A 22,509-nucleotide genomic window follows, 5' to 3' on the forward strand; every position below is an offset into this window, starting at 1 on the left:
GGGTCGGACAATCAGCCGAACAGTGTTCCCAGCATTTTCAAGCCGCCGGTCCAGACCCCGATGGCCGTGCCCAGACTTGTCAGGAAGAAGTTCAACAGCGTCCGTGAAACGCGGTTGCGCCACCAGCCGCGCACGGTCTGCACATCGGCGCGAAGGGCCATGAAGTCGGCGTAGGTCGGCTTGCGGATCCATCCCTCGGTCAGCGCGCTCAGGGTGCCGGACGCCAGGGCAGGGTGGAGCGGGGTGATCGGCGAGGCGACGAACGCCACCAGAATGCTCAGCGGATGGCCGCCGGCAATCGCGCACCCCAGTGCGCCGAGCAGGCCCGTGGCGAGGATCCACTGCAGCAGCAGGTCGGAACCCACATCGATCCCGCCCTGCCAGAAGCCCCAGGCGAATCCGCCGATGACCACGGTGGACAGGATGATGGTGAACCATGGAATGCTGCTTTTGGGCGCGACGGACTCGAGTTCCTCGCGGATCGCGCCGGCGGGGGCGGTTTCCTCGCGCAAATGCCTGGCCAAGCCTTGCAGGTGGCCGGCGCCGACCACTGCCAGCACCTCGCGGGAACCGTCGTGGTTGGTGTCCTCGCGGATCTGGCGCAGGCGCGCGGCCATGTAGCGGTCGCGCTCGGCGATGACGGTCTCGTACACCGCAGGGCTTTCGCTGGCGAACTCGTTGAAGCTGGCCTCGAGCATGTCACCCTGTTTGAGCTTCTCGATTTCCTCGGCGCCGACCTCGTCATCGGCCAGCAGTCCCGCCAGCAGTCCGCCACCGAGTTTCGCCCGGCCCCAGAAGCCCAGCCGCGCCGATGCACGCTTGAAGGTCAGGCCGACGTCGCGGTCGATCAGGTGCACCGGCATGTCCCGCGCACGCGCCTCCAGCACCGCCCGTTTGAGCTCGGCGCCGGGCTCGACGCCGAGTTGCTCGGCGAGCCGGCGCTGGTAGGCCGCGAGCGCCAGGTTGGCGGCGAACATCGCGGTCTTGCCGGTGCGGATCACCTTCACCAGGTCGAGCTTGGCCATCGAATCCGCGTCCGAGAGTGCCTGCAGGCGGGCTTCGTCGAGTTCCACGGCCACGGCGTCGAATCGGCCACTGCCGATCGCATCGCGGACCGCCTCCACGCTCGCCTGCGACACATGGGCCGTGCCCAGCAGGGTGTAGCGGACACCGTCGCGCTCGACGACCTCGTGCGGCTGGCCATGAAGGAAATCGGCGGTGGCCGCCAGTGGGGTATCGCTCATCTAGGTACAACCGTGTTGGGGGTGGCGCGCGAGCGCAACGGGATCAATCGCGATAGCGCTTGAGCAGATCGTCGTAGGCGTCGATGCGCCGGTCGCGCAGGAACGGCCAGATCCGTCGCACGTCCTCGCTGCGCTGCAGGTCGACCTCGCCCATCAGGATTTCCGGACCGTCGCCTGCCATTGCCAGGAACTCGCCCTGCGGACCCAGCACGTGACTGTGACCCCAGAAGTCGACCCCCGCAGTACCCAGCGGAGAAGGCTCATGCCCGACGCGGTTGCAGCTCAGCACCGGCAGACCGTTGGCGACCGCGTGGCCCCGGTGGCTGACGATCCACGATTCACGCTGGCGGTCTTTCTCTGCCTGGTCGTCTTCCGGGTCGTAGCCGATGGCAGTGGGGTAGAGCAGCAGTTCAGCGCCGGCCAGCGCCATCAGGCGTGCGGCCTCCGGGTACCACTGGTCCCAGCACACGAGCACGCCGAGCCGGCCGACGGACGTGTCGATCGGCTCGAATCCGGTATCGCCCGGCGTGAAGTAGAACTTCTCGTAGAAACCCGGGTCATCCGGGATGTGCATCTTGCGGTACTTGCCCGCGATGCTGCCGTCGGCTTCCAGGACCACGGCGGTGTTGTGGTAAAGCCCGGCGGCGCGGCGCTCGAACAGCGAGCTGACGATCACCACCTTGTGCTTGGCAGCCAGGCGACCCAGGCGGTCGGTGCTGGGCCCGGGGATGGGCTCGGCGAGGTCGAACTCGTCCACCGACTCGTGCTGGCAGAAGTACGGGCTGTTGTGGATCTCCTGCAACAGGACCAGGCGGGCGCCGTCAGCGGCGGCCTTGGCGACGCGCTGCTCGATCTGCGCCAGGTTGGCCTCGGCGTTGCCGGCGCCGCGGTCGATGACGGCGCGATCCTGGATCAGCGCAACGGGGAGTGTCCTGGTTTTCATGACGGTTCCGATGATTCGATAGGTGGAATTCGAGCGCTCGACTGCAGGTGCCGCGCACCCGTGGCGCGGATCAGACGACGCCGTCGGGCAGTTGCATCGTGATGCAGTGCAGGCTGCCGTTCTGCCAGATCAGTGGCCGGCAAGGGACCTGGATGACCTCACGGCCCGGGAATGCGTTTGCGAGCACTGCTGCGGCCTCATCATCCATGCTGTCGCCGTAAGCGGGCATCAACACCGCACCGTTGATGATCAGGAAGTTCGCGTAGCTTGCCGCGAGCCGGCGGTCGCCATCCATGACGGGGCCCGGCCAGGGCAGGGGAAACAGTCGATACGGCTTGCCTTCGATGGTGCGCAGGGCGGCCAGTTCCTTCCCCATTGCCTGCAGCGCAACGAAATGCGAATCGGTCTCGTCGTCGCAGGCCTGGTAGACGATGGCATCGCGCGCGGCGAAGCGGGCGAGCGTATCGATGTGGGCATCGGTGTCATCGCCTTCCAGATAACCATGGTCCAACCACAGCACGCGTCGCTGTTCCAGGTGGTGCGACAGCTTCTGCTCGAGCTCCTCCCGCGTTGCGTCCGGATGACGCTCGTGGAGGCAGGTCCACGTGGTAAGGAGGGTTCCCTCGCCGTCGGTCTCGATCGCGCCGCCTTCCAGGGCGAAGTCGATGTCCTGCCGCCGGCTGCGACGGAACACGTCGCGATCGAACAATGCCTCGACAAGGCGATCGTCAAGGCTGGCGTCAAACTTGCCCCCCCAGCCGGTGAAGCGGAAATCCAGCAGGCGGAATTCCCCGTTCGCCCTGAGGCTGATCGGACCGGAATCGCGCAACCAGGTATCGTCGTATGCGACCTCGATGAACCGGACCCGCTGCATATCGACACGGGCCGACGCCAGCCGGGCACGCGCGTACGCCTCGACATCCTCGTCGGCCACGCAGATCAGCGCCGGCTGGAATCGGGTGATCGCCGAGACCAGAGCGATGTAGGTTTCCTCCACCTCGCCCAGCCGGTCGGCCCAGTCGGTCCCGGCCGTCGGCCAGGCAATCAGGATCGCCGATTGGGGCTCCCACTCGGCGGGAAAGCGCATCGTTTCAGTCATGGGGCTTGCTTGCAAGGGGGCTTATCGTATGGCCGGCTTCGGGCCGATTTCAGTGCTCATCGCCTGATTCGCGACGACGTCGATCACGCGGTCCCGCTCGAAATAGACCGTGAACTGGGGATAGGACCAGCGATTGATGGTTGGCCACTGGCTTTTCTGGCCACCTCGCGGATCAAGCCGCTGCGTCGGCTCGCCGTAGCGTGCCTGGACCTGCGCCATGCTGGCTCCGCGAACGGGCACCGCTGCCTGGTTGAGCTGCCCGGTGCGATCGATAAGTAGCGTATCCGCTGACGCCGGAGCGGCAAAAATGAGCACGGCGAGCAGTGAAAGGCTGGCGATACCGGTCTTGTTGGTCATTTCCCAATTTCCATGGACGGATTCTGAAGCGGGATTGTAAGCACAAGGACGAGACGGCCGCGTGGTCGCCATCAGGAGCGCGACGGCTTTGACGCACGAGTCCGGATCCTGCCGGCGGAAAGCAGAAAGCCGCCCGGAGGCGGCTTTCTGGCGAAGCGCAGGAAGCGCCCGTGGATCAGCGCTGGCGCGCCTTGAAACGCGGGTTCGACTTGCAAATCACGAAGACCTTGCCGCGACGGCGAACGACCTTGCAGTCGCGGTGACGGGCCTTCGCCGACTTCAGGGAGGACAGGACCTTCATGAGAGACCTCGGCAACAGTGGGAAAATAGCAAGCCCGCAATGTTAGCGGGTAATTGCATGGCAATCAAGCGCATCCGGGCGCTTCAAGTCAACCTGAGGCAGCTCGCCAGAGGTCGGGCAACCGCTCCAACGTCTTTGCGGTGCTTCCGGGCGATCGGCGGACGGCATAATAGCGCGATGAACAGCAATCCAAGCGAAAAAACATCCGATTCCGCCCCGGTTTTGACGATTGATGGCCCATCCGGCTCCGGCAAAGGAACCATCAGCCGCCTGGTGACCGCCAGGCTCGGTTGGCACTACCTGGACTCCGGCGCACTTTATCGCGCCGTCGGCGTCGCCGCAGGGTGGAAGGACATCGACCTGGGGGACCCGGCAGCGCTGGTGCGCTGCGCGTTCGATACCCGGGTCGACTTCGAGGAGCGGGAAGACGGACTGCGCGTGCTCGTCAACGGCACCGACGCAACCGACGAGCTGCGGATGGAAACCGCTGGCGCGGCCGCATCGGCGATCGCGGCAATCGGCGAAGTGCGCGAGGTGCTGAAGGACCGGCAGCGCGCGTTCCGGCGCGCTCCGGGCCTGGTTGCCGACGGCCGGGACATGGGGACGGTCATCTTCCCCGACGCGGCCCACAAGGTGTTCCTGACCGCCAGCGCGGACGAACGGGCGCAAAGACGCTATAAGCAGTTGAAGGACAAGGGGGTTTCCGTTACATTTGCTGGGCTGCTACGGGAGATTCTCGCCCGTGACGCCCGCGACGCGAACCGTGCCGTGGCACCTTTGCGACCGGCCGCAGACGCCGTGACCATTGATACCACAGGCATGGCAATCGACGATGTGGTGGACAGGGTCCTGGCGTTGCTGGCCCCTGCGCAGTGAGCTTCACCGCAATACCGCTGTAACAATCCCGTCGCAATTCCGCGGCGGATCAACCAACCGACACATGGTGCAGCTCCTCCGCACCACATCAACGGGTGGGTCGACCACGTGCTGCTTGCGTTATCCCCTGTGGGAAACGATGCCAGCCGGTGCGACCCGTGTGTTCACACGGATATTTTCCTAATGACCGAATCATTTGCAGAACTGTTCGAACAGAGCGAGCAGTACCTCTCGAACCTGAAGCCTGGCTCCATCGTTGTTGGTACCGTCGTCGAAGTCCGAAGCGACGTCGTGGTGATCAACGCCGGCCTGAAGTCCGAAGGCATCGTGCCCATCGAGCAGTTCCGTAACGACGACGGCGAGATCGACATCGCTGTCGGTGACAAGATCAAGGTCGCGCTGGATGCCATCGAGAATGGCTTTGGCGAGACCGTCCTGTCGCGTGAGAAAGCCAAGCGCGCGATGGTGTGGGACGAGCTGGAAGAAGCGCTCGAGAACAACGAGACCATCACCGGCCGCATCAGCGGCAAGGTCAAGGGTGGTTTCACCGTCGACATCAAGGATGTCCGCGGCTTCCTGCCCGGTTCGCTGGTTGACGTCCGCCCGGTGCGCGACTCGACCTACCTGGAAGGCAAGGAACTCGAGTTCAAGCTGATCAAGCTGGACCGCAAGCGCAACAACATCGTCGTCTCCCGCCGTGCGGTGGTTGAGAGCGAGCACTCGGAAGAGCGCGAGCAGCTGATGGAGAAGCTGGTCGAGGGCGCCATCCTGAAGGGTGTGGTCAAGAACCTCACCGACTATGGCGCGTTCGTGGACCTGGGCGGCATCGACGGCCTGCTGCACATCACCGACATGGCCTGGAAGCGCGTGCGCCATCCGTCGGAAGTCGTGGAAGTCGGCCAGGAGCTGGACGTCCGCGTGCTCAAGTACGACCGCGAGCGCAACCGCGTCAGCCTCGGCCTGAAGCAGCTGGGCGAGGATCCGTGGGACAACATCGCCCGCCGCTACCCGGCCGACACCCGCGTGTTCGGCAAGGTCTCCAACGTCACCGATTACGGTGCGTTCGTGGAGATCGAGCCGGGCGTGGAAGGCCTGGTGCACGTCTCCGAAATGGACTGGACCAACAAGAACGTCAACCCGTCCAAGATCGTGCAGGTCGGTGACGAGGTCCAGGTCATGGTGCTGGACGTGGACGAGGAGCGTCGCCGCATCTCGCTGGGCATGAAGCAGGTCTCGTCCAACCCGTGGGAGACCTTCTCGGTCCTTCACAAGAAGGGCGACAAGGTGGAAGGCCAGATCAAGTCGATCACCGACTTCGGCATCTTCATCGGCCTGGACGGCGGCATCGACGGCCTGGTCCACCTGTCCGACATCAGCTGGAACACCACCGGCGAAGACGTGGTCCGCAACTACAAGAAGGGCGACACCCTGGAAGCCGTTGTCCTGGCCGTGGACCCGGAGCGCGAGCGCATCAGCCTGGGCGTGAAGCAGATGGAGCAGGACCCGTTCGGCCAGTTCATGGCGTCCAACACCCGTGGCTCGATCGTCACCGGCAAGGTCACCGAAGTCGACGAGAAGGGCGCCACCATCGAGTTGGCGGACGGCATCGAAGGCTACGTGGCGGCTCGCGACATCTCCAAGGATCGCGTTGACGACGCCAGCAAGGTGCTCAAGGTGGGCGACGAGATCGAAGCGCGCTTCATCGGTATGGACCGCAAGGGCCGCACCATGCAGCTCTCGATCAAGGCCAAGGACGAGGCGGAAATGCAGGAAGCCGTCTCCGATTACAGCCGCGCCAGCGCGGAGGCCGCCAGCGGCACGACCAAGCTGGGCGCGTTGCTGCGTGAGCAGTTGAACAGCAACAAGTCGGAGTAATCCGCATCGGCGCGCTGTCCTGTCCGGATGGCGCGTTGTTGACGTTACCTGGCTGTAGCAACACAAGTACGGCCCGGCTTTGGCCGGGCCGTACTTCGTTTGAACCACACACCCCCATATTTTGAGATGGCCGCTAGCCGCCGCCCGGATTCCCATGACCAAGTCCGAACTGATCGAGATCCTGTCCCAGCGCCAGCCGCACCTGAAGGGCGAAGATGTGGATCTGGCAGTGAAGGCATTGCTGGAGATGATGGGAAGTTCACTCGCCGATGGCGAGCGCATCGAGGTGCGTGGCTTTGGCAGCTTCTCGCTGCATTACCGTCCGCCTCGCATGGGTCGCAACCCGCGGACGGGCGAGTCCGTTGCACTGGCCGGCAAGCACGTGCCCCACTTCAAGCCAGGCAAGGAACTGCGCGAACGTGTCAGTGACGCGATGCCAGTGGATGAGGCCGATTGAGCCCGCCGTCGGCTATGCACGGATCGGGGGCTGCGACGCCTCGCCTCCAATCCGATGAGCTGTTTTTCATGGACGCAGCAACCAGGAGATTGTCATGCGAGTGATCCGGTTTCTGGTGGCGATTGTTTGCCTGGCGTTTGGTGCAGTCCTCGGCGCACTCAACCGGCAGGCGGTGTCGATTGACGTGGGCTTTGGCCATGTAGCTTCCAACCTCGGCATCGTTATGCTCGCGTGTCTGCTTGTTGGCGTGATCGTCGGTGGATTGGCGATCAGCGCCAGCGTGGTGTGGCCACTGCGTCGTCGCCTGGCGAACGCGCAGAGGCAGCATGCAAGCCTCCCGACCGTTGCAAAGGAAGTTCCGTAAATGGACTTCATCAGCGAGTGGTTCTGGTTCTTTGTACTGGTGCCCTTGGCGGCGCTCGGCGGCTGGGTGGTGGGCAGACGCGGTGGTGAGCGGCACAGCACCACGCAGGTAAGCCGGCTTTCCACCACCTATTTCCGCGGCCTCAACTACCTGCTCAACGAACAGCCGGACAAGGCGATCGAGCTTTTCCTGCATATCGCGGAACTCGACAAGGACACTTTCGAGACCCAGGTTGCCCTTGGGCATCTTTTCCGTCGACGTGGCGAGGTTGACCGGGCCATCCGCCTGCACCAGGCGCTCGTACAACGTCCAGGCCTGAGCGACCAGCAGAAGGTGCAGGCGCTGCTCGCGCTGGGCGAGGATTACATGAAGTCCGGGCTGCTTGATCGCGCGGAGACCGTGTTCAGCGATCTGGTGGACCTGGACATGCGGGCGCCGCTGGCGCTGCGGCACCTGATCCACATCTACCAGTCCGAGCGCGAATGGGACAAGGCCATTGAAAATGCCCAACGCTACGAGGCGGCGACCGGTGAGTCGATGGGCAAGTTGATCGGCCAGTTCGAATGCGAGCTGGCAGATCGCCACCGCGCTGCAGGTGACGTGGACGCGGCACGCGCTGCGGTCGCGCGTGCGTATCAGGCGGACGCCAATTCGGTCCGTGCCGGAATGTTGGAAGGGCGTCTGGAAGTGGAATCGGGAAACGACGCCGGCGCAATCCGCGCCTTCGAGCGCGTGGCCCGTACCGATCCCGATTACCTCCCAGAAGTGATGCCGGCGCTGTTGTCGTCCTATGAACGAACCGGGGATGGCTCCGGGGCGAGAGCGTTTCTTTCCGAGATGTGCGAGCACTATCGTGGCATCGCCCCGGTCCTGGCGCTGACCAAAATGGTCGAGAGTCAGGACGGCGTTGCTGCCGCGCGCGCCTATCTGGCCAACGAGCTCAAGGACCGACCCTCCGTGCGTGGCGAAGCCGCGTTGATGGAGCTGAGCATCGCTGAGGGCGCGGATCCGCTGGCGACCCTGCATGACCTGAAGCACATCACCGAGCAGTTGCTGGTCCGCAATCCGAGCTACCGGTGCAATCATTGCGGCTTCGGGGCCCGCAGCCATCATTGGCAATGCCCGAGCTGCAAGGAGTGGGGCACCGTCAAGCCACTCCTGAACTACGCGGTGGTGTGACCGCTTGCTCTTCTGGTTGCTCCTGCACTTCCTGATTGCAGCGGCGGGGACGCTGTTGGCGCGCCGCTACGCGCTGCAGCGTGATCTCCTTGATCACCCCGGGGAGCGGCGCAGCCACCAGGTAGCCACCCCGCGCGGCGGCGGCATCGCGATCGTCGTTGCGATGTTGGTCGCGATCCTCGCGCTGGCGCTGCGCGACCCCTCGCAACGCTGGTTGCTCGGCGGTTTCGGCGTCGGGCTCGTCCTGGTTGCAGCCGTTGGAATGGTGGATGACCACCGGCCGTTGCCGGCGAGTCTGCGCCTGGCCGTCCACGCGCTCGCCGGAATGGTGCTGGCAATCAGCGTGCAGATGGCAGCGGGGAACCCGTGGCTGAGCGCGATGGCGTTTCTTTCGGTGATCGTCCTGACCAACATCTGGAACTTCATGGACGGTATCAATGGCCTGGCCACAAGTCAGGCGTTGCTGTTGGCGCTGGCGCTCGCCTGGCTGTTGGGCGGCTCATGGGCGCTCCTGGCTGGCGCACTTGCGGCGTCCTGCACAGGCTTCCTGCCGTTCAATTTTCCGCGTGCGCGCATCTTCCTCGGCGATGGGGGCAGTGGCGGCATCGGTTACTGTCTCGCCGGGCTGGGAACGATTGCAGCGCTGACCGGGGGCGCGGCAGCGCTTTGGCTGTTGCTGCCCCTGTCGGCTTTCATGGTGGATGCCGGCTTGACCCTGCTGAAGCGCGTCGTTCAGCGCGAGCGATGGTGGGAGGCGCATACTCGACACGCTTACCAGGCATGGGCCCGCGTGGTTGGACACACGAGGGTCACATTGGCATACGCATCATGGACGGCGACGACTGTCGCCGTGATGATCGTGCTCCGCTCAACGCCGGTTGCACTGGCGCTTGCGCTGTGTGTGGTGACGTATCTGGCCGCATCGGTGGTCTGGTGGCGGCTGGAGCGAATGGAATCGCATATAAAAACAACAGGTGACAAATGACTAGATGGCGTGAGCGTTGGTCGGGTGCGGTGCCGCGTTCGGCGGTTGTGGTGCACGACCTTGCGATGGTCTGGATCGTCTGGGTGGTTCTTCACCGTGTGCGATACGGCGTGATGGTGTCGCCGCCCGAATTGCCGCTCTGGTCGACCGAGATCGCCATGGTGCTCGCTGCGCAGGGGCTGGTGTTCTGGCAGGTGGGCCTTTATCGCGGACTGTGGAGGTTCGCCAGCGTTCCCGACCTCTGGAACATATTCAAGGCGTGCGCACTCGGTCTGTTTGCCATTGTCCTGGGTCTGTTTCTCTACAACCGGCTTGAGCTTGTCTCGCGCACCGTCCTGCTGATGTACCCGTTCGTGCTGATGGGCATGCTCGGGGCACCGCGGCTTCTCTATCGCGCCTGGAAGGACAGCCACAACGACCAGACGGATGCCGCATCGGTGCGCATCCTTATCCTTGGTGCCGGTCATGCCGGGGATGCGCTGGTGCGCGACCTGCGTCGTCTAGGGTCGTATCAGCCCGTTGGGTTCCTGGATGATGCGCGCCGGCTCCGCGGAAGCAAGGTCCAGGGCATTCCCGTTCTTGGCGGTGTGGAAGAGGTGGCCGAAATCGCCCGGGAGACTGCGGCTCGGCTTCTGGTCATCGCAATGCCCTCTGCAAGCGCAAACGAAATGCAGCGCGTCGTCGCCGCATGCGAGCGCTCGGGCTTGCCCTTCCGGATGGTGCCTCGACTGCGCGACACCCTGGAGGGTCGGTCGCTGCCGGGACAGTTGAAGGAAGTCGCCATTGAGGATCTGCTCGGACGCCAGCAGGTGTTGCCCGACTGGAAAGCGATCCGCAGTTGGCTGGGTGCGCGCGCGGTCCTGGTCACCGGCGCAGGCGGTTCAGTCGGATCGGAGTTGTGTCGGCAGTGCGCGCGTCACGGCGCGCGCCGCATTGCGATGGTGGAGCAGGACGAGTTCGCCCTCATAACCGTGCTGGCGAGCTTGCGCCGTGACTTTCCGGATCTTGAGTACATCCCGGTGCTTGGCGATTGCGGCGATCCCGCGGTTATCCGGCACGCGCTTGAGGCGTCGCAGCCTGAAGCGGTTTTCCACGCGGCGGCCTACAAGCAGGTTCCCCTGCTGGAGACCCAGCTCCGCGAAGCCGTGCGCAACAACGTACTCGCGACCGAGACGGTTGCCCGCGCCTGCCGCGAGGCGGATGTTGGCACCTTTGTGTTGATCTCGACCGACAAGGCCGTGGATCCGGGCAACATCCTGGGCGCCACGAAGCGTCTTGGCGAGATGGTCTGCCAGTCTCTGGTGGACCCGCGCAGTACCCGGTTCGTTACGGTGCGCTTCGGCAACGTGCTGGATTCGGCAGGTAGCGTGGTGCCCCTGTTCCGTGAGCAGATCCGCCGGGGCGGGCCGGTGACCGTCACCGACCCGGAAGTGACGCGCTACTTCATGACAATTCCGGAAGCCTGCCAGCTGATCCTGCAGGCATCGGCAATCGGCAGCCAGGAGGCGATCTACACGCTCGACATGGGCGAGCCGGTGCCGATCCGCCTGCTTGCCGAACAGATGATCCGCTTGGCCGGGAAGCAGCCGGGGCGGGACGTCTCGATTGTCTACACCGGACTGCGGGCGGGCGAGAAGCTGCACGAGACCCTGTTCCACGCCGACGAACGCTATCGCGCCACCGCGCACCCCAAGATCCTCCAGGCCGAGCCACGCGCCGTGGTTGTCAGCGAGATCCACCAGGCACTTGAGCGCCTGCGCGATGCCGCAGGCCGCTATGACCTGTCCGCGCTCGACGTCGTCCTGCGACGTACCGTGCCCGAATTCCAGCCGATCGGATCGCACGCGGTCTCGGTCGCCGCTCCCACCACGGTGGTGGCGTTCCCCTCCCACGCTTCAAGGAAGAATTGATGTCCCAACGTATTCGCAAGGCGGTGTTCCCGGTCGCAGGACTGGGGACCCGTTTCCTTCCCGCCACCAAGACCGTGCCCAAGGAGATGTTGCCGATCATCGACCGGCCACTCATCCAATACGCAGTCGATGAGGCGATCGAGGCCGGTTGCGACACCCTGGTGTTCGTGACCAACCGCTACAAGCATGCCGTCGCCGATTACTTCGACAAGGCCTACGAGCTGGAAGACAAGCTGGAAGCGGCGGGGAAACTGGAACAACTGGAGCTCGTGCGCAACCCGCTTCCGCCAGGTGTGCGCGCGGTGTTCGTGACCCAGACCGAAGCGCTCGGCCTGGGTCACGCGGTGCTGTGCGCCAAGCCGGTGATCGGCAATGAACCGTTCGCGGTCATCCTCCCCGACGACCTGATCTGGAACCGGGGCGCGGGTGCGTTGAAGCAGATGGCCGATGCCGCCGAGTCCAGTGGTGCCAGCGTGATCGCAGTGCAGGATGTGGAGCGGGAGAAGACCGGTAGCTATGGCATCGTCGCCACGGACGAATTCAGCGGCCGGCAGGGGCGCATCCGCGCCATCGTCGAAAAGCCGAGTCCGGCCGATGCTCCCAGCACCCTGGCCGTGGTCGGTCGTTACGTGCTCAGTCCGCGTATCTTCGAGTTGCTGGAAGGCACCACCCCGGGCTCAGGGGGCGAGATACAGCTCACCGACGCCATTGCTACGCTGCTGGTGGAGGAGGCCGTCGACGCCTACCGGTTCCAGGGGACGCGTTTCGATTGCGGGACGCATCTTGGATTGATCGGCGCCACCATCCGCTACGCGCTGGACCACGAGAAGCTCAGCGAGGCAGCGCAGGGAATGATGCGCGACGCACTGAATGAAATGGGTCTGCGCGAACTGGAGTAGGCCGTCCCGTAGTTGGCGCAGAGCGTCTCGGGGGGGCGCTGAAACACCCAGCGCCAGCCAAGGTTCGGGCGAATAAAAACGAAGGGAGCCGTGCATTTTCGCCCGGCTCCCTTCGCTTGTTTCAGTGCACAGGTTTTTTTGCAGCGCTTCTGCTTACAGCGCTTCGAAGATGCCCGCAGCACCCATGCCGGTACCGATGCACATCGTCACCAGGCCGTACTTCTGCTGGCGCCGGCGCATCCCGTGCAGGATCGTCGCGGTGCGGACCGCTCCGGTCGCGCCCAGAGGATGACCCAGCGCGATCGCTCCGCCCAGCGGGTTGACCTTGGCCGGATCCAGCTCGCTGTCGCGGATCACGGCCAGCGCCTGCGCCGCAAACGCCTCGTTCAATTCGATCCAGTCGATCTGGTCCTTGGTCAGGCCGGCCTGCTTGAGCGCCTTGGGAATCGCGGCGATCGGGCCGATGCCCATCACCTCCGGCCGCACTCCGGCAACGGAGAAGCTGACGAAACGGGCCAGCGGCGTCAGGCCATAATCCTTGATGGCCTGGGCCGAGGCGAGCAGGATCGCGCCGGCGCCGTCGGACATCTGCGAGCTGTTGCCCGCGGTTACCGTGCCCCCGAACTGTCCGTTGCGGAAAACGGGCCGCAACCTGGCCAGGCCTTCAATCGTGGAACCGGCGCGCGGGCCCTCGTCGGTGTCGACCAGCGTGCGTTTCTCGCGGATGCTGTCGCGCTCAAGGTCGGGAACGTGCGAGATGACCTCCAGCGGAGTGATCTCGTCGCGGAACTCACCGGCTTCAATTGCTGCCAGCGCCTTCAGATGGGATTCCAGCGCGAACGCATCCTGGTCCTCGCGGCTCACTTTCCACTCTTCGGCAACCTTCTCGGCAGTGATGCCCATGCCGTAAGCGATGTTGACGTGGTCGTCCTTGAACACGTTGGGTGATAGCGCGATCTTGTTGCCCATCATCGGCACCATGGTCATCGACTCGGTGCCGCCGGCGAGCATCAGGTCGGCGTTGCCGAGACGGATCTGGTCGGCCGCCAGCGCCACCGCCTGCAGGCCGGAGGAGCAGAAACGGTTGATGGTCTGCGCCGCGATCGTGTCGGGCAGGCCTGCCAGCAGCACGCCGATGCGGGCCACGTTCATTCCCTGCTCGCCCTCGGGCATCGCGCAGCCGATGATTGCGTCATCGATCCGGCTCACATCGATTCCCGGTGCCTGGGCAATGACGGCCTTGAGCACGTGGGCGAGCATGTCATCGGGTCGGGTATTGCGGAACGCGCCACGGGCCTTGGCAACCGGCGTGCGGGTGGCGGCGACGATGTAGGCGTCTTGTACTTGCTTGGTCATGGTGTTGTCCTCGTCGTCACTCAGTTGCGCAGGGGTTTGCCGGTCTTGAGCATGTGGGCCACTCGGGCCTGGGTCTTGGGCATCTGCGCCAGCTCGACAAAATGTTCGCGTTCCAGCTTCAGCAGCCACTCCTCGTCGACCAGCGATCCGCGGTCGACTTCGCCGCCGCACATGACGGTCGCGATGCGGCTGGCGATCTCGTAATCGTGTTCAGAGATGAACCGGCCCTTGAGCATATTCACCAGCAGCATCTTGAAAGTCGCTATGCCGACATCGCCTGCCACCTGGATCCGGCGAGCGGGCAGGGGCGGGCGGTAGCCGGATTCCGCCAGGGCGCGGGCGTGCGCCTTGGCGACGTGGAGCAGCTCAAAGGCATTGAAAACGACCACGTCGTCCTCGCGCGCCAGCTCCAGCGACTTGGCCTCCATGGCCGAGGTCGCCACCTTGGCCATGGCGATGGTCTCGAACACGTTCTTGAGCTCGGCGAAGACATCGCCGTTGGGCCCGGCCGCATCGGATGCGCGCACGGCGAGCTCCTTCAGGCCGCCGCCGGCGGGCAGCAGGCCGACGCCCGCTTCCACCAGCCCGACGTAACTCTCCAGCCCGAACACCGTGCGCGCCGCATGCATCTGGAACTCGCAGCCGCCGCCCAATGCCAGGCCGCGCACGGCGGCAACCACCGGCACCAGCGAGTACTTGATCCGCTGGCTGGTGCGCTGGAAGTTGGCGACCATCGACTCGAAGCCCTTGATGTCGTTGGCCTGCAGCAATCCCAGCGCTCCTGAGAGGTCCGCGCCGGCAGAGAAGGGCTCCCTGGCCTGCCAGATGACCAGTCCGGAGAACTCCTTCTCCGCGCGGGAAATCGCTTCCTGCAGTCCATCGAGCACGTGGTCGGAGACGGTATTCATCTTGGTCTTGAAGCCGACCACGGCGATGTCGTCGCCTTCATCGGCCCACATGCGCACGCCGTCGTTCTCGAACACGGTGCGTCCCTGTGAGGGCTTCTCGCCCAGCAGCGCGTCCGGGAACCGCTGCCGCGCATACACCGGGTTGGACGAGCGCGGCACGATCGCGTCGCGGCCGGGGCTGTAGCTGCCATCGGCGACGTGGACGCCCTCGCGGCCGTCAAAGACCCAGTCGGGCAGGGTGGCAGTACTCATCGCATTGCCGGCCACGATGTCCTCGGCAATCCAGTCGGCCACCTGCTTCCAGCCCGCTGCCTGCCAGCTCTCGAACGGACCGACCGACCAGCCATAACCCCAGCGCATCGCGAGATCCACGTCGCGCGCGGTCTGGGCAATGTCCTTGAGGTGGAACGCGCTGTAGTGGAAGGTGTCGCGGAAGCACGCCCAGAGGAACTTCGCCTGAGGGTGCTCGCTCGCGCGCAGGGCGGCGAACTTCTTCGCGGGATCGCGTTCCTTGAGCAGCGCTGCGACGTCCGGATCCAACTCCGGAGCGGAGGGACGGTAGTCCTGCGCTTCCAGGTCGAGCACCAGGATGTCCTTGCCCTTGCGGGTGTAGAACCCGGCGCCGGTCTTGGCACCCAGAGCGCCCTTCTCCACCAGCGCTGCGAGCCATTTTGGCGCCTTGAAATACTTGTGCCACGGATCGTCGGGCAGGGTGTCCGCCATCGTCTGGATGACGTGCATCATGGTGTCCAGCCCGACCACGTCTGCCGTGCGATAGGTCGCCGATTTCGGGCGCCCGATGGCGGGCCCGGTCAACGCATCCACCGTATCGAAGCCAAGTCCGAGCTGCTTGGTGTGATGCATCGCCGTCAGCATCGAGAACACGCCGACGCGGTTGCCGATGAAGTTCGGCGTGTCCTTGGCGATCACCACGCCTTTGCCCAGGGTGGTGGTCAGGAAGGTTTCCAGCGACTCGAGCACGCCTGCGTCCGTCGTGCGGGCCGGAATCAGTTCCGCCAGATGCATGTAGCGCGGCGGATTGAAGAAATGCACGCCGCAGAAGCGGGGACGCAACTGCTCGGGCAATACTTCTGCCAGCTTGTTGATGCCCAGGCCGGAGGTATTGCTGGCCAGCACGGCGTGATCTGCGACGTGCGGGGCAACCTTGCGGTACAGGTCCTGCTTCCAGTCCATGCGCTCGGCGATTGCTTCGATGATCAGGTCGCAGTCGGCGAGATTCTCCAGGCCGGTCTCATAATTGGCCGCAGTGATACGGCCGGCAAGACGCTTGTCCGCCAGCGGAGCGGGGCTGAGCTTGGCGAGGTTGGCGATCGCCTTGTCGACGATGCCGTTGGGGTTTCCTTCCTTGGCCGGCAAGTCGAACAGCACCGTGTCGACGCCGGCATTGGTCAGGTGCGCAGCAATCTGAGCGCCCATGACGCCTGCGCCCAGAACGGCCGCACGCCGGACAAGTAGTTTATTAGACATTACTTGTAACTCCTTGATTGGATTGTCTTATGTCAACCATCATTTTTTGAATCCGGCCGCGGCGAAGCGGATGAGTTCGCGTGCCGCCCGTTCCGCATGGGCCTTCTCCTGCACCCCGCCGGGGCGCTTGATCAGGCCGAAATCGGCCATTGCGTAGGTCAATGCGCCGGCGAGGAAGTCCAGACGCCAGTACAGCTCCTCCTTGCTCAGGCCGGGCAGGCAGCCACCGATGGCACGCGCAAAGTCGCGCAGCACGTGCCCGTAACGCTCGGACAGGAACGTACGCAGGCCGTCGTTCTTTTCCGCGTAGGCGCGGGCGATGACACGCACGAACGCGGCGCCGCCCTGGCGATGCAGGGCGACGGCAAGCGCTGGCTCGATAAAGGCGGCAAGGATCGGCTCCAGATCGCCCGGGTGCTCGTCCAGCGCGGCTTTCAGCGCCACCAGGCGCTGCGCGCTCATCTCGTCCATGCGTCGCCGGAAGACCTCGTTGACGAGGTTTTCCTTGCTGCCGAAGTGGTAGTTCACCGCCGCGATGTTGACGTCGGCGCGCCCTGTGACCTGGCGCAGGGAGGTACCAGAGAACCCGTGCTGGGCGAACAGCTCCTCTGCCGCAGTCAGGATGCGGTCCTTGGTGGAGAACTGGGTGTTGGAAGACATGGCGGCATCCTGAACCAGCGCGACCGGTGCGGTTGCGCAAGATGAATCAAACGCTTGTTTGGATGCTAGGGGCCAGGGCCGCTGCCGTCAAATTCAATCCCGATGCGTGCATTGCGCAAGCGGATTTCCGGTAGAATCCGTGGCAGCCATTACGGCCAAACCCGCGTCAGTACGCGGGTTTTCCTGTTATCCTTTGGCGCGTATCCCTGACATACGGGGTGCCGCCCGCCCAACCGGAGATTTTCCATGGCGCTGGAGCGTACCCTTTCCATCATCAAGCCCGACGCAGTTGCCAAGAATGTGATCGGCGAGATCTACAGCCGTTTCGAAAAGGCGGGCCTGAAGGTCGTCGCCTCGAAGATGAAGCATCTTTCGAAGGACGAAGCCGAAGGCTTCTACGCAGTCCATCGTGAACGTCCGTTTTTTGCCGCGCTGGTCGATTTCATGAGCTCCGGGCCGGTGATGATCCAGGCGCTGGAAGGCGAGGGTGCTGTCCTCAAGCACCGCGACCTGATGGGCGCCACCAACCCGAAGGACGCCGCACCGGGCACCATCCGCGCCGACTTCGCCGACAGCATCGACGCCAATGCGGTGCACGGATCGGACAGCCTGGAGAACGCCGCGATCGAGATCGCCTATTTCTTCCCGGCCACCGACGTCTACTCGCGCTGACCATCCACTCCCGGCCGCCGGGAACGCAACACGCAGTACCCATGCCATGACCGCCAACCGCGACAACACCATCGACATCCAGCTGACCGCTTCGCCTGTGGCGGAAGGCCAGGCTGTGACCGGTGCCGCCGCGGATACGACATCACAGGCACTTCCGGGAGCAGCAAGCGCTGCTCCCCGGAAGAACATCTTTGACTTGGACCGCACGCAGCTGGAGGACTTCTTCGAAGGCGTGCTGGGCGAAAAGCGTTACCGCGCCCACCAGGTCATGAAGTGGATCCATCATCGCTACGTCACCGATTTCGACGAGATGACGGACCTCGGCAAGGCGCTGCGGGCCAAGCTGCACGCGCACGCTGAAGTCCGCGCGCCGATCGTGCTGACCGAGAAGCCGTCCGTGGACGGCACCCACAAGTGGTTGATCGGGATGGACCCGAAGAACGCCATCGAGGCGGTCTTCATCCCCGAGAAGGGGCGCGGCACGCTCTGCGTGTCCAGCCAGGTGGGCTGCGCGCTGAACTGCTCCTTCTGCTCCACCGGCACCCAGGGCTTCAACCGCAACCTCACCACCGCCGAGATCATCGGCCAAGTGTGGGTAGTCGCCCGCCACCTGGGCAACATGCCCCACCAGCGCCGCCGCCTCACCAACGTGGTGATGATGGGCATGGGCGAGCCGCTGATGAATTTCGACAACGTGGTCCGTGCGATGAGCATCATGCGCGACGACCTGGGTTACGGGCTCGCCAACAAGCGCGTGACGCTTTCCACCGCCGGCATGGTCCCGATGATCGACAAGCTGGGCGAGCTCAGTGATGTCTCGCTGGCGGTGTCGCTGCACGCGGCCAACGATGAGCTGCGCACCGAATTGGTGCCGCTGAACAAGAAGTACCCGATCGCCCAGCTGATGGCCGCCTGCGAGCGCTATGTCATGCGCAAGCCGCGCTCGTCCATCACCTTTGAGTACACCCTGATGCGCGGCGTCAACGATCAGCCCGAGCATGCGCGCCAGCTCGCGCGCCTGATGAAGCAGTTCGACAATGCAACCCAGATGAAGGATGCGGCCAAGGTCAACCTGATCCCGTTCAATCCGTTCCCGGGCACGCGGTACGAGCGCTCCGACGAGGAAGACATCCGCGCCTTCCAGCAGTTGCTGCAGCAGGCCCGGGTGCTTACCACCGTGCGTCGCACCCGCGGCGACGACATCGATGCCGCATGCGGCCAGCTCAAGGGGCAGGTCATGGACCGCACGCGACGACAGGCAACGTTCCGAAAGATGCTGGCCGAGCAGGGCGCAGGAGAAGCCGGTGTCTGAGGGGCTCAGGTCCAATCGCCCGTCCGGGGCGAACGCGTTGATAGCGGTGTTGGTCGCCGTGGTACTTGCGTCCACTGCCTGCAGTCGCTTGAGCTTCGTCAAACCCAAACTCGCGCGCAGCGGGATGGATCGCAAGGCGCCCGAGGTGCGGATGACCCCGGACAGCTACGATTCTCCGGCCGCGAAATCCCGCGTCTTGATCCAGCAGGGTCAGGTCGCACTGTCGCAGGGCGATCTTGCGGGCGCCGCGAAGGCGGCCGATCAGGCGGTCCGCATGGCGCCCGACAACGCTTCGGCCCACACCCTGGCCGCCCTGGTTGCCGAGCGCAGGGGCGACTCCGCCGCGGCAGGCAAACACTACCGGCGCGCGATTGATCTTGAGCCGCGGCAGGGAAGCTTCGCGAACAACTACGGCACCTGGTTGTGCGCCAGTGGCCGCGCGCAGGAGTCACTGGAGTGGTTCGACCGCGCATTGGCGGATCCGGGCTATCGCACACCCGCCATCGCAATGGCGAATTCCGGAGCCTGCGCCGCTGACGCCGGGCAGGATGCCCACTCAGAGCGCTACCTCACAGGTGCCCTTGAACTGGACCCGGAGAATCCGGTGGCACTGGGCGCCATGGCCGAGCGAACGTTCCGCGCTGGCGACGCTTTCCGTGCACGAGCATTCTCGCAACGACGCCTGGCGGCCGCTCCGGCGGACCGGCGGTCCCTCGTGCTTGCATCACAGATTGAAGAAAAGCTTGGCGACAAGGAAGCCGCCGATAGATATGTTCAACGGGTGGGGGCGGAGTTCCCGGCCGTACCGGGTTCCGGAAACGGGGAAATCGGAAAGTGATGGGACAGTCGAACGATAGGCGATCGGATGATGCCGAACGTTGTGGCGCACGGCTTGCGCGTGCGCGTGAAAGTGCCGGGATCACGCTTGAGCAGGCTTCCGCACGCCTGAAGATGCCGGTGCGAGTGGTGCGCTCCCTGGAAAACGACGAGTGGCAGTCCGAGCCGAGTGTCTTTGTCCGCGGCCACCTGCGCAGTTACGCAAAAATGCTCGGCGTCGACATCGAGCAGGATCTTGTCAGGTCGGGCGTCAATGAAGTTCGACCTGCAGAACTCGTCAGCCATACCCATACGCCCAAATACCGCCATATGTTCGAGCAGGCGGCGCGCCGCGGTATCTATATCGCAATCACCGCGTTCATCGTGGTGCCCGTGTGGTTGGCAACCAAGCCGCATCTGTCCAGCATGCCGGAAGTGCAGTCACTGGATATCCCGTCCTTTGCCGCGGGAATGGGCGATCCGGCATCGCAGGCCGACGCCTCGGTTCAGGAGCGCACGCCGGTCATCGCCTCCATGGCAGCCATCCGCGCGCCTGCTGCTACGGAGCCGCAGGGTCTGTCGTTGACGTTTACCGATGACAGCTGGTTGCAGGTGACCACGTCCACGGGCGAGGTACTCGAGCAGGCCGTCATCGGCAGTGGCGAGAAGAGGCAGTGGGACGCCCGGGAAGACCTGCGGATCGTGCTCGGGAACATCGCCGCGATCAAAGCCAGGCAGAACGGCAAACCTGTGGATCTGGAGGCATTCAGCCGCGCGAACGTCGCCCGCTTTAAGCTATCCTCTGACGGTTCACTTGTGCCGACCAGCGACTGATCAGCCACAACGGCATCGTCGCTCCAATCCGGCACTTCCTCACCGGCCCGCTGCGCGGGCCGTTCGTAATCAACGATCCGTCTGTTCCGGCGGATCCGGACAGCATGGCGACCCCAGATGGCAATTGACGATCCGCTAGACGAACACGAGCAGAGCGAACGCGTATTGGCGTGGTTGCGACAGAACGGCGTTGCCCTGGTGGGCGGCATCGTGCTCGGACTTGCCGCGATCGGCGGTTGGAAGTGGTGGGGCCACCACCAACACACCGAAGCGCTGGCAGACGCCGATCGCTACCAGAAGGTTATAAGCGCCATCGAAGCAGGTGACGCCGATGTGGCGTCCCGCATCGACGGCCTGCAAAGCAACGTGTACGCCGAGCTTGCCGGTCTCGAGCTCGCTTCCCGACAGGTTCGCGATGGCGACAATGAAGCGGCCATCGCCACGCTGCGGGCGATCAAGCCAGGCGACTCGCGCATCGCCGCAGTCGTCCACCAGCGTCTGGCCCGCTTGCTGGTGGATGCTGGCAAGGGCGAGGAGGCGATCGGGCTGCTCGACGGCGCGGATACCGCCATGGCACTGGAAGTGCGTGGCGATGCCCAATACGCCCTGGGCAAAATGGACGATGCACGCACTGCCTACATGGGCGCGCTGACCAAGATGGACGTCGCATCGCCGCGTCGCAAGCTGCTCGAACTCAAATTGATGGAAGTCGGCGGCAAGCCCGACGACTCCGAGGTACGGTCCTGATGAATGCTGCATCCAAGCTCTCCACCATCCGCCCCCCGGCGCGTCAACTGGTCGTTCGGGTCTCCGTGCTCCTGCTTTGCGCAACCGCGCTTGTGGGGTGCAGCACGATGAAAGGCTGGTTCAGCAGCGACAAGAAGAAGGCCGCGGCGCCTGCGGCACTGGTTGAATTCCAGCCGTCTGCGCAGCCTTCGCGCATCTGGTCGGCCAACGTCGGCAAGGGTGAGGGCAAGATCGGCGCGCGCCAGGGTCCGGTCATCGCAAATGGCAAGGTGTTCGCAGCCGCGGTGAAGGGCGGCGTTCACGCCTACGATCTGCAGTCGGGCGCCAAGGTCTGGAGCTATCCCAGCAAGCTGCGCCTTACCGGCGGCCCGGGCGTGGGCGAAGGTGTGGTTGCGGTGGGCAGTCTGGACGGCGACGTTGTCGCGCTGGACGCCGACACCGGCAGCGAGAAGTGGACGGCAAAGCTTGGCAACGAGATCATCGCCGCTCCCGCCGTTGGCATGGGCATGGTATTCGTACGTTCCAACGACGGTCGGATCACCGCGTTCGACGCTGCCAGTGGCGAGCGTCGCTGGTTCTGGAACCACGACGTGCCGATGCTTTCGGTGCGGGGCAACGATACGCCTGTGCTCGGTCCGGGCTACCTCTTTGTCGGCAACGACGATGGCACCGTGGTGGCACTGTCTGCCAACGATGGCCGCCCGTTGTGGGAAGAGAGCGTCGCCCAGCAGGAAGGGCGCACCGAGCTCTCCCGCATGGCCGACGTCGACGGCGCGCCGGTGCTTGACGGCACCAGCCTGTACGCCACCAGCTACAAGGGCAAAACCATTGCCATTGACGCTCCCAGCGGCCAGCCGATGTGGATCTCCGATCACGGTGGACCTGGCCGGATCGGCGTGGGTCCCAACGTGCTCGTGGTTTCCGACTCCGCGGACAAGGTGGTCGGTCTGTACAAGACCGGCGGCAGCGCAATGTGGACGCAGCCTGCGATGACCCGGCGCAACCTCACGGCACCGGCCATCCAGGGCGACTACGCGGTGGTTGGCGATCTGGACGGGTACCTGCACTGGTTGTCGCTGGACACCGGTGAATTCGCGGCGCGCACCCGGGTCGGGCGTGACCGTTTGCTGTCGGCGCCGCGGGTGGCTGACGGCATCCTGGTGGTGCAGGACGTTGGCGGTAAATTGAGTGCGTACCGGCTGGGACAGTGACCAGCAAGCTCCCCCA

Annotated in this window: 21 protein-coding genes and 1 pseudogene; 14 read left to right on the forward strand and 8 right to left on the reverse strand. The window is 64.6% G+C overall.

What is annotated here, in order from left to right; genetic code table 11:
* Positions 1-11: 11 nt before the first annotated feature.
* The 5 genes from INQ43_RS06255 to ykgO all read right to left on the reverse strand — a co-directional run bounded on the left by INQ43_RS06255 (position 12) and on the right by ykgO (position 3,944).
* Positions 12-1,244 (reverse strand): TraB/GumN family protein, encoded by a 1,233-nt coding sequence (locus INQ43_RS06255; RefSeq protein ID WP_194037462.1) that lies wholly within the window; start codon positions 1,242-1,244, stop codon positions 12-14.
* A 43-nt stretch (positions 1,245-1,287) separates the two neighbouring features.
* Positions 1,288-2,187, reverse strand: coding sequence for a carbon-nitrogen hydrolase (locus INQ43_RS06260; protein WP_194037463.1), 900 nt, complete (start codon positions 2,185-2,187; stop codon positions 1,288-1,290).
* 70 nt (positions 2,188-2,257) lie between these two features.
* Positions 2,258-3,286 (reverse strand): agmatine deiminase family protein, encoded by a 1,029-nt coding sequence (locus INQ43_RS06265; protein WP_194037464.1) that lies wholly within the window; start codon positions 3,284-3,286, stop codon positions 2,258-2,260.
* A gap of 21 nt (positions 3,287-3,307) precedes the next feature.
* Positions 3,308-3,643, reverse strand: coding sequence for a hypothetical protein (locus INQ43_RS06270; RefSeq protein WP_194037465.1), 336 nt, complete (start codon positions 3,641-3,643; stop codon positions 3,308-3,310).
* A 175-nt stretch (positions 3,644-3,818) separates the two neighbouring features.
* Positions 3,819-3,944: a type B 50S ribosomal protein L36 gene (gene ykgO / locus INQ43_RS06275; protein ID WP_010342887.1), complete on the reverse strand. Its 126-nt coding sequence runs from the start codon at positions 3,942-3,944 to the stop codon at positions 3,819-3,821.
* 177 nt (positions 3,945-4,121) lie between these two features.
* Between ykgO and cmk the strand changes: the two genes are divergently transcribed.
* The 8 genes and pseudogenes from cmk (at position 4,122) to galU (ending at position 12,489) form a co-directional block, all read left to right on the forward strand.
* Positions 4,122-4,820 (forward strand): (d)CMP kinase, encoded by a 699-nt coding sequence (gene cmk / locus INQ43_RS06280; RefSeq protein ID WP_194035783.1) that lies wholly within the window; start codon positions 4,122-4,124, stop codon positions 4,818-4,820.
* Between the two features lie 183 nt (positions 4,821-5,003).
* Positions 5,004-6,695, forward strand: coding sequence for a 30S ribosomal protein S1 (gene rpsA / locus INQ43_RS06285; RefSeq protein WP_194037466.1), 1,692 nt, complete (start codon positions 5,004-5,006; stop codon positions 6,693-6,695).
* A gap of 154 nt (positions 6,696-6,849) precedes the next feature.
* Positions 6,850-7,152, forward strand: a complete 303-nt coding sequence (locus tag INQ43_RS06290; RefSeq protein WP_043959472.1) for an integration host factor subunit beta — start codon at positions 6,850-6,852, stop codon at positions 7,150-7,152.
* A gap of 94 nt (positions 7,153-7,246) precedes the next feature.
* Positions 7,247-7,516, forward strand: a complete 270-nt coding sequence (locus INQ43_RS06295) for a LapA family protein (RefSeq protein WP_194035614.1) — start codon at positions 7,247-7,249, stop codon at positions 7,514-7,516.
* Positions 7,517-8,695 carry a lipopolysaccharide assembly protein LapB gene (lapB, locus tag INQ43_RS06300; RefSeq protein ID WP_194037467.1) on the forward strand — a complete coding sequence of 393 codons (1,179 nt, stop codon included), beginning with the start codon at positions 7,517-7,519 and terminating at the stop codon, positions 8,693-8,695.
* Between the two features lie 16 nt (positions 8,696-8,711).
* Positions 8,712-9,680 carry a lipopolysaccharide biosynthesis protein gene (locus INQ43_RS06305; protein ID WP_228062645.1) on the forward strand — a complete coding sequence of 323 codons (969 nt, stop codon included), beginning with the start codon at positions 8,712-8,714 and terminating at the stop codon, positions 9,678-9,680.
* Positions 9,677-11,506 (forward strand): annotated as a pseudogene (locus INQ43_RS06310) (nucleoside-diphosphate sugar epimerase/dehydratase); the annotation flags it as partial. The gene INQ43_RS06305 and the pseudogene INQ43_RS06310, both read left to right, overlap by 4 nt.
* 83 nt (positions 11,507-11,589) lie before the next feature.
* On the forward strand, positions 11,590-12,489 hold the full coding sequence (gene galU / locus INQ43_RS06315; protein WP_194037470.1) for a UTP--glucose-1-phosphate uridylyltransferase GalU: 900 nt from the start codon (positions 11,590-11,592) through the stop codon (positions 12,487-12,489).
* A 153-nt stretch (positions 12,490-12,642) separates the two neighbouring features.
* Here galU and INQ43_RS06320 read toward each other — a convergent pair whose 3' ends face one another.
* Genes INQ43_RS06320 through INQ43_RS06330 form a run of 3 tightly spaced genes read right to left on the reverse strand, consistent with a single transcriptional unit; the run spans position 12,643 to position 16,901 of the window.
* The gene (locus tag INQ43_RS06320) at positions 12,643-13,845 is read right to left on the reverse strand and encodes an acetyl-CoA C-acyltransferase (RefSeq protein ID WP_194037471.1); all 1,203 of its coding nucleotides are present in this window, start codon (positions 13,843-13,845) and stop codon (positions 12,643-12,645) included.
* Positions 13,846-13,865: 20 nt separating this feature from the next.
* Complete coding sequence (locus INQ43_RS06325; protein WP_194037472.1) at positions 13,866-16,241, reverse strand: 3-hydroxyacyl-CoA dehydrogenase/enoyl-CoA hydratase family protein; 2,376 nt, start codon at positions 16,239-16,241, stop codon at positions 13,866-13,868.
* Between the two features lie 39 nt (positions 16,242-16,280).
* On the reverse strand, positions 16,281-16,901 hold the full coding sequence (locus INQ43_RS06330) for a TetR family transcriptional regulator (RefSeq protein ID WP_194037473.1): 621 nt from the start codon (positions 16,899-16,901) through the stop codon (positions 16,281-16,283).
* 246 nt (positions 16,902-17,147) lie between these two features.
* Here INQ43_RS06330 and ndk point away from each other — a divergent pair, with 246 nt between their 5' ends.
* From ndk to bamB, 6 genes are all read left to right on the forward strand, one after another.
* Positions 17,148-17,573: a nucleoside-diphosphate kinase gene (ndk, locus tag INQ43_RS06335; RefSeq protein WP_194035622.1), complete on the forward strand. Its 426-nt coding sequence runs from the start codon at positions 17,148-17,150 to the stop codon at positions 17,571-17,573.
* A gap of 46 nt (positions 17,574-17,619) precedes the next feature.
* Positions 17,620-18,885 carry a 23S rRNA (adenine(2503)-C(2))-methyltransferase RlmN gene (gene rlmN / locus INQ43_RS06340; RefSeq protein WP_194035623.1) on the forward strand — a complete coding sequence of 422 codons (1,266 nt, stop codon included), beginning with the start codon at positions 17,620-17,622 and terminating at the stop codon, positions 18,883-18,885.
* 58 nt (positions 18,886-18,943) lie between these two features.
* Complete coding sequence (gene pilW, locus INQ43_RS06345) at positions 18,944-19,723, forward strand: type IV pilus biogenesis/stability protein PilW (protein WP_228062673.1); 780 nt, start codon at positions 18,944-18,946, stop codon at positions 19,721-19,723.
* Positions 19,723-20,535 carry a helix-turn-helix domain-containing protein gene (locus INQ43_RS06350; protein WP_194037475.1) on the forward strand — a complete coding sequence of 271 codons (813 nt, stop codon included), beginning with the start codon at positions 19,723-19,725 and terminating at the stop codon, positions 20,533-20,535. The genes pilW and INQ43_RS06350 overlap by 1 nt, the downstream gene beginning before the upstream one ends.
* A 117-nt stretch (positions 20,536-20,652) precedes the next feature.
* Positions 20,653-21,282: a tetratricopeptide repeat protein gene (locus INQ43_RS06355; protein ID WP_194035626.1), complete on the forward strand. Its 630-nt coding sequence runs from the start codon at positions 20,653-20,655 to the stop codon at positions 21,280-21,282.
* A complete protein-coding gene (bamB, locus tag INQ43_RS06360) occupies positions 21,282-22,493 on the forward strand; it encodes an outer membrane protein assembly factor BamB (RefSeq protein ID WP_194037476.1) in 1,212 nt (403 codons plus the stop codon). Before INQ43_RS06355 ends, bamB begins: the two co-directional genes overlap by 1 nt.
* Positions 22,494-22,509 lie beyond the last annotated feature (16 nt).

Source organism: Lysobacter sp. H23M47 (assembly GCF_015209765.1).
Classification (GTDB): Bacteria; Pseudomonadota; Gammaproteobacteria; order Xanthomonadales; family Xanthomonadaceae; genus Novilysobacter; species Novilysobacter avium.

Bases quoted from the DNA above. Each gene is read 5' to 3' on its own strand.
- INQ43_RS06265 (WP_194037464.1), bottom strand. From the start codon at position 3,286: ATGACTGAAACGATGCGCTTTCCCGCCGAGTGGGAGCCCCAATCGGCG.
- ykgO (WP_010342887.1), bottom strand. From the start codon at position 3,944: ATGAAGGTCCTGTCCTCCCTGAAGTCGGCGAAGGCCCGTCACCGCGAC.
- bamB (WP_194037476.1), top strand. From the start codon at position 21,282: ATGAATGCTGCATCCAAGCTCTCCACCATCCGCCCCCCGGCGCGTCAA.
- ndk (WP_194035622.1), top strand. From the start codon at position 17,148: ATGGCGCTGGAGCGTACCCTTTCCATCATCAAGCCCGACGCAGTTGCC.
- INQ43_RS06325 (WP_194037472.1), bottom strand. From the start codon at position 16,241: ATGTCTAATAAACTACTTGTCCGGCGTGCGGCCGTTCTGGGCGCAGGC.
- INQ43_RS06290 (WP_043959472.1), top strand. From the start codon at position 6,850: ATGACCAAGTCCGAACTGATCGAGATCCTGTCCCAGCGCCAGCCGCAC.
- INQ43_RS06270 (WP_194037465.1), bottom strand. From the start codon at position 3,643: ATGACCAACAAGACCGGTATCGCCAGCCTTTCACTGCTCGCCGTGCTC.
- INQ43_RS06295 (WP_194035614.1), top strand. From the start codon at position 7,247: ATGCGAGTGATCCGGTTTCTGGTGGCGATTGTTTGCCTGGCGTTTGGT.
- rpsA (WP_194037466.1), top strand. From the start codon at position 5,004: ATGACCGAATCATTTGCAGAACTGTTCGAACAGAGCGAGCAGTACCTC.
- INQ43_RS06350 (WP_194037475.1), top strand. From the start codon at position 19,723: ATGGGACAGTCGAACGATAGGCGATCGGATGATGCCGAACGTTGTGGC.
- INQ43_RS06330 (WP_194037473.1), bottom strand. From the start codon at position 16,901: ATGTCTTCCAACACCCAGTTCTCCACCAAGGACCGCATCCTGACTGCG.
- lapB (WP_194037467.1), top strand. From the start codon at position 7,517: ATGGACTTCATCAGCGAGTGGTTCTGGTTCTTTGTACTGGTGCCCTTG.
- galU (WP_194037470.1), top strand. From the start codon at position 11,590: ATGTCCCAACGTATTCGCAAGGCGGTGTTCCCGGTCGCAGGACTGGGG.
- INQ43_RS06355 (WP_194035626.1), top strand. From the start codon at position 20,653: ATGGCAATTGACGATCCGCTAGACGAACACGAGCAGAGCGAACGCGTA.
- INQ43_RS06320 (WP_194037471.1), bottom strand. From the start codon at position 13,845: ATGACCAAGCAAGTACAAGACGCCTACATCGTCGCCGCCACCCGCACG.
- INQ43_RS06260 (WP_194037463.1), bottom strand. From the start codon at position 2,187: ATGAAAACCAGGACACTCCCCGTTGCGCTGATCCAGGATCGCGCCGTC.
- cmk (WP_194035783.1), top strand. From the start codon at position 4,122: ATGAACAGCAATCCAAGCGAAAAAACATCCGATTCCGCCCCGGTTTTG.
- rlmN (WP_194035623.1), top strand. From the start codon at position 17,620: ATGACCGCCAACCGCGACAACACCATCGACATCCAGCTGACCGCTTCG.
- INQ43_RS06255 (WP_194037462.1), bottom strand. From the start codon at position 1,244: ATGAGCGATACCCCACTGGCGGCCACCGCCGATTTCCTTCATGGCCAG.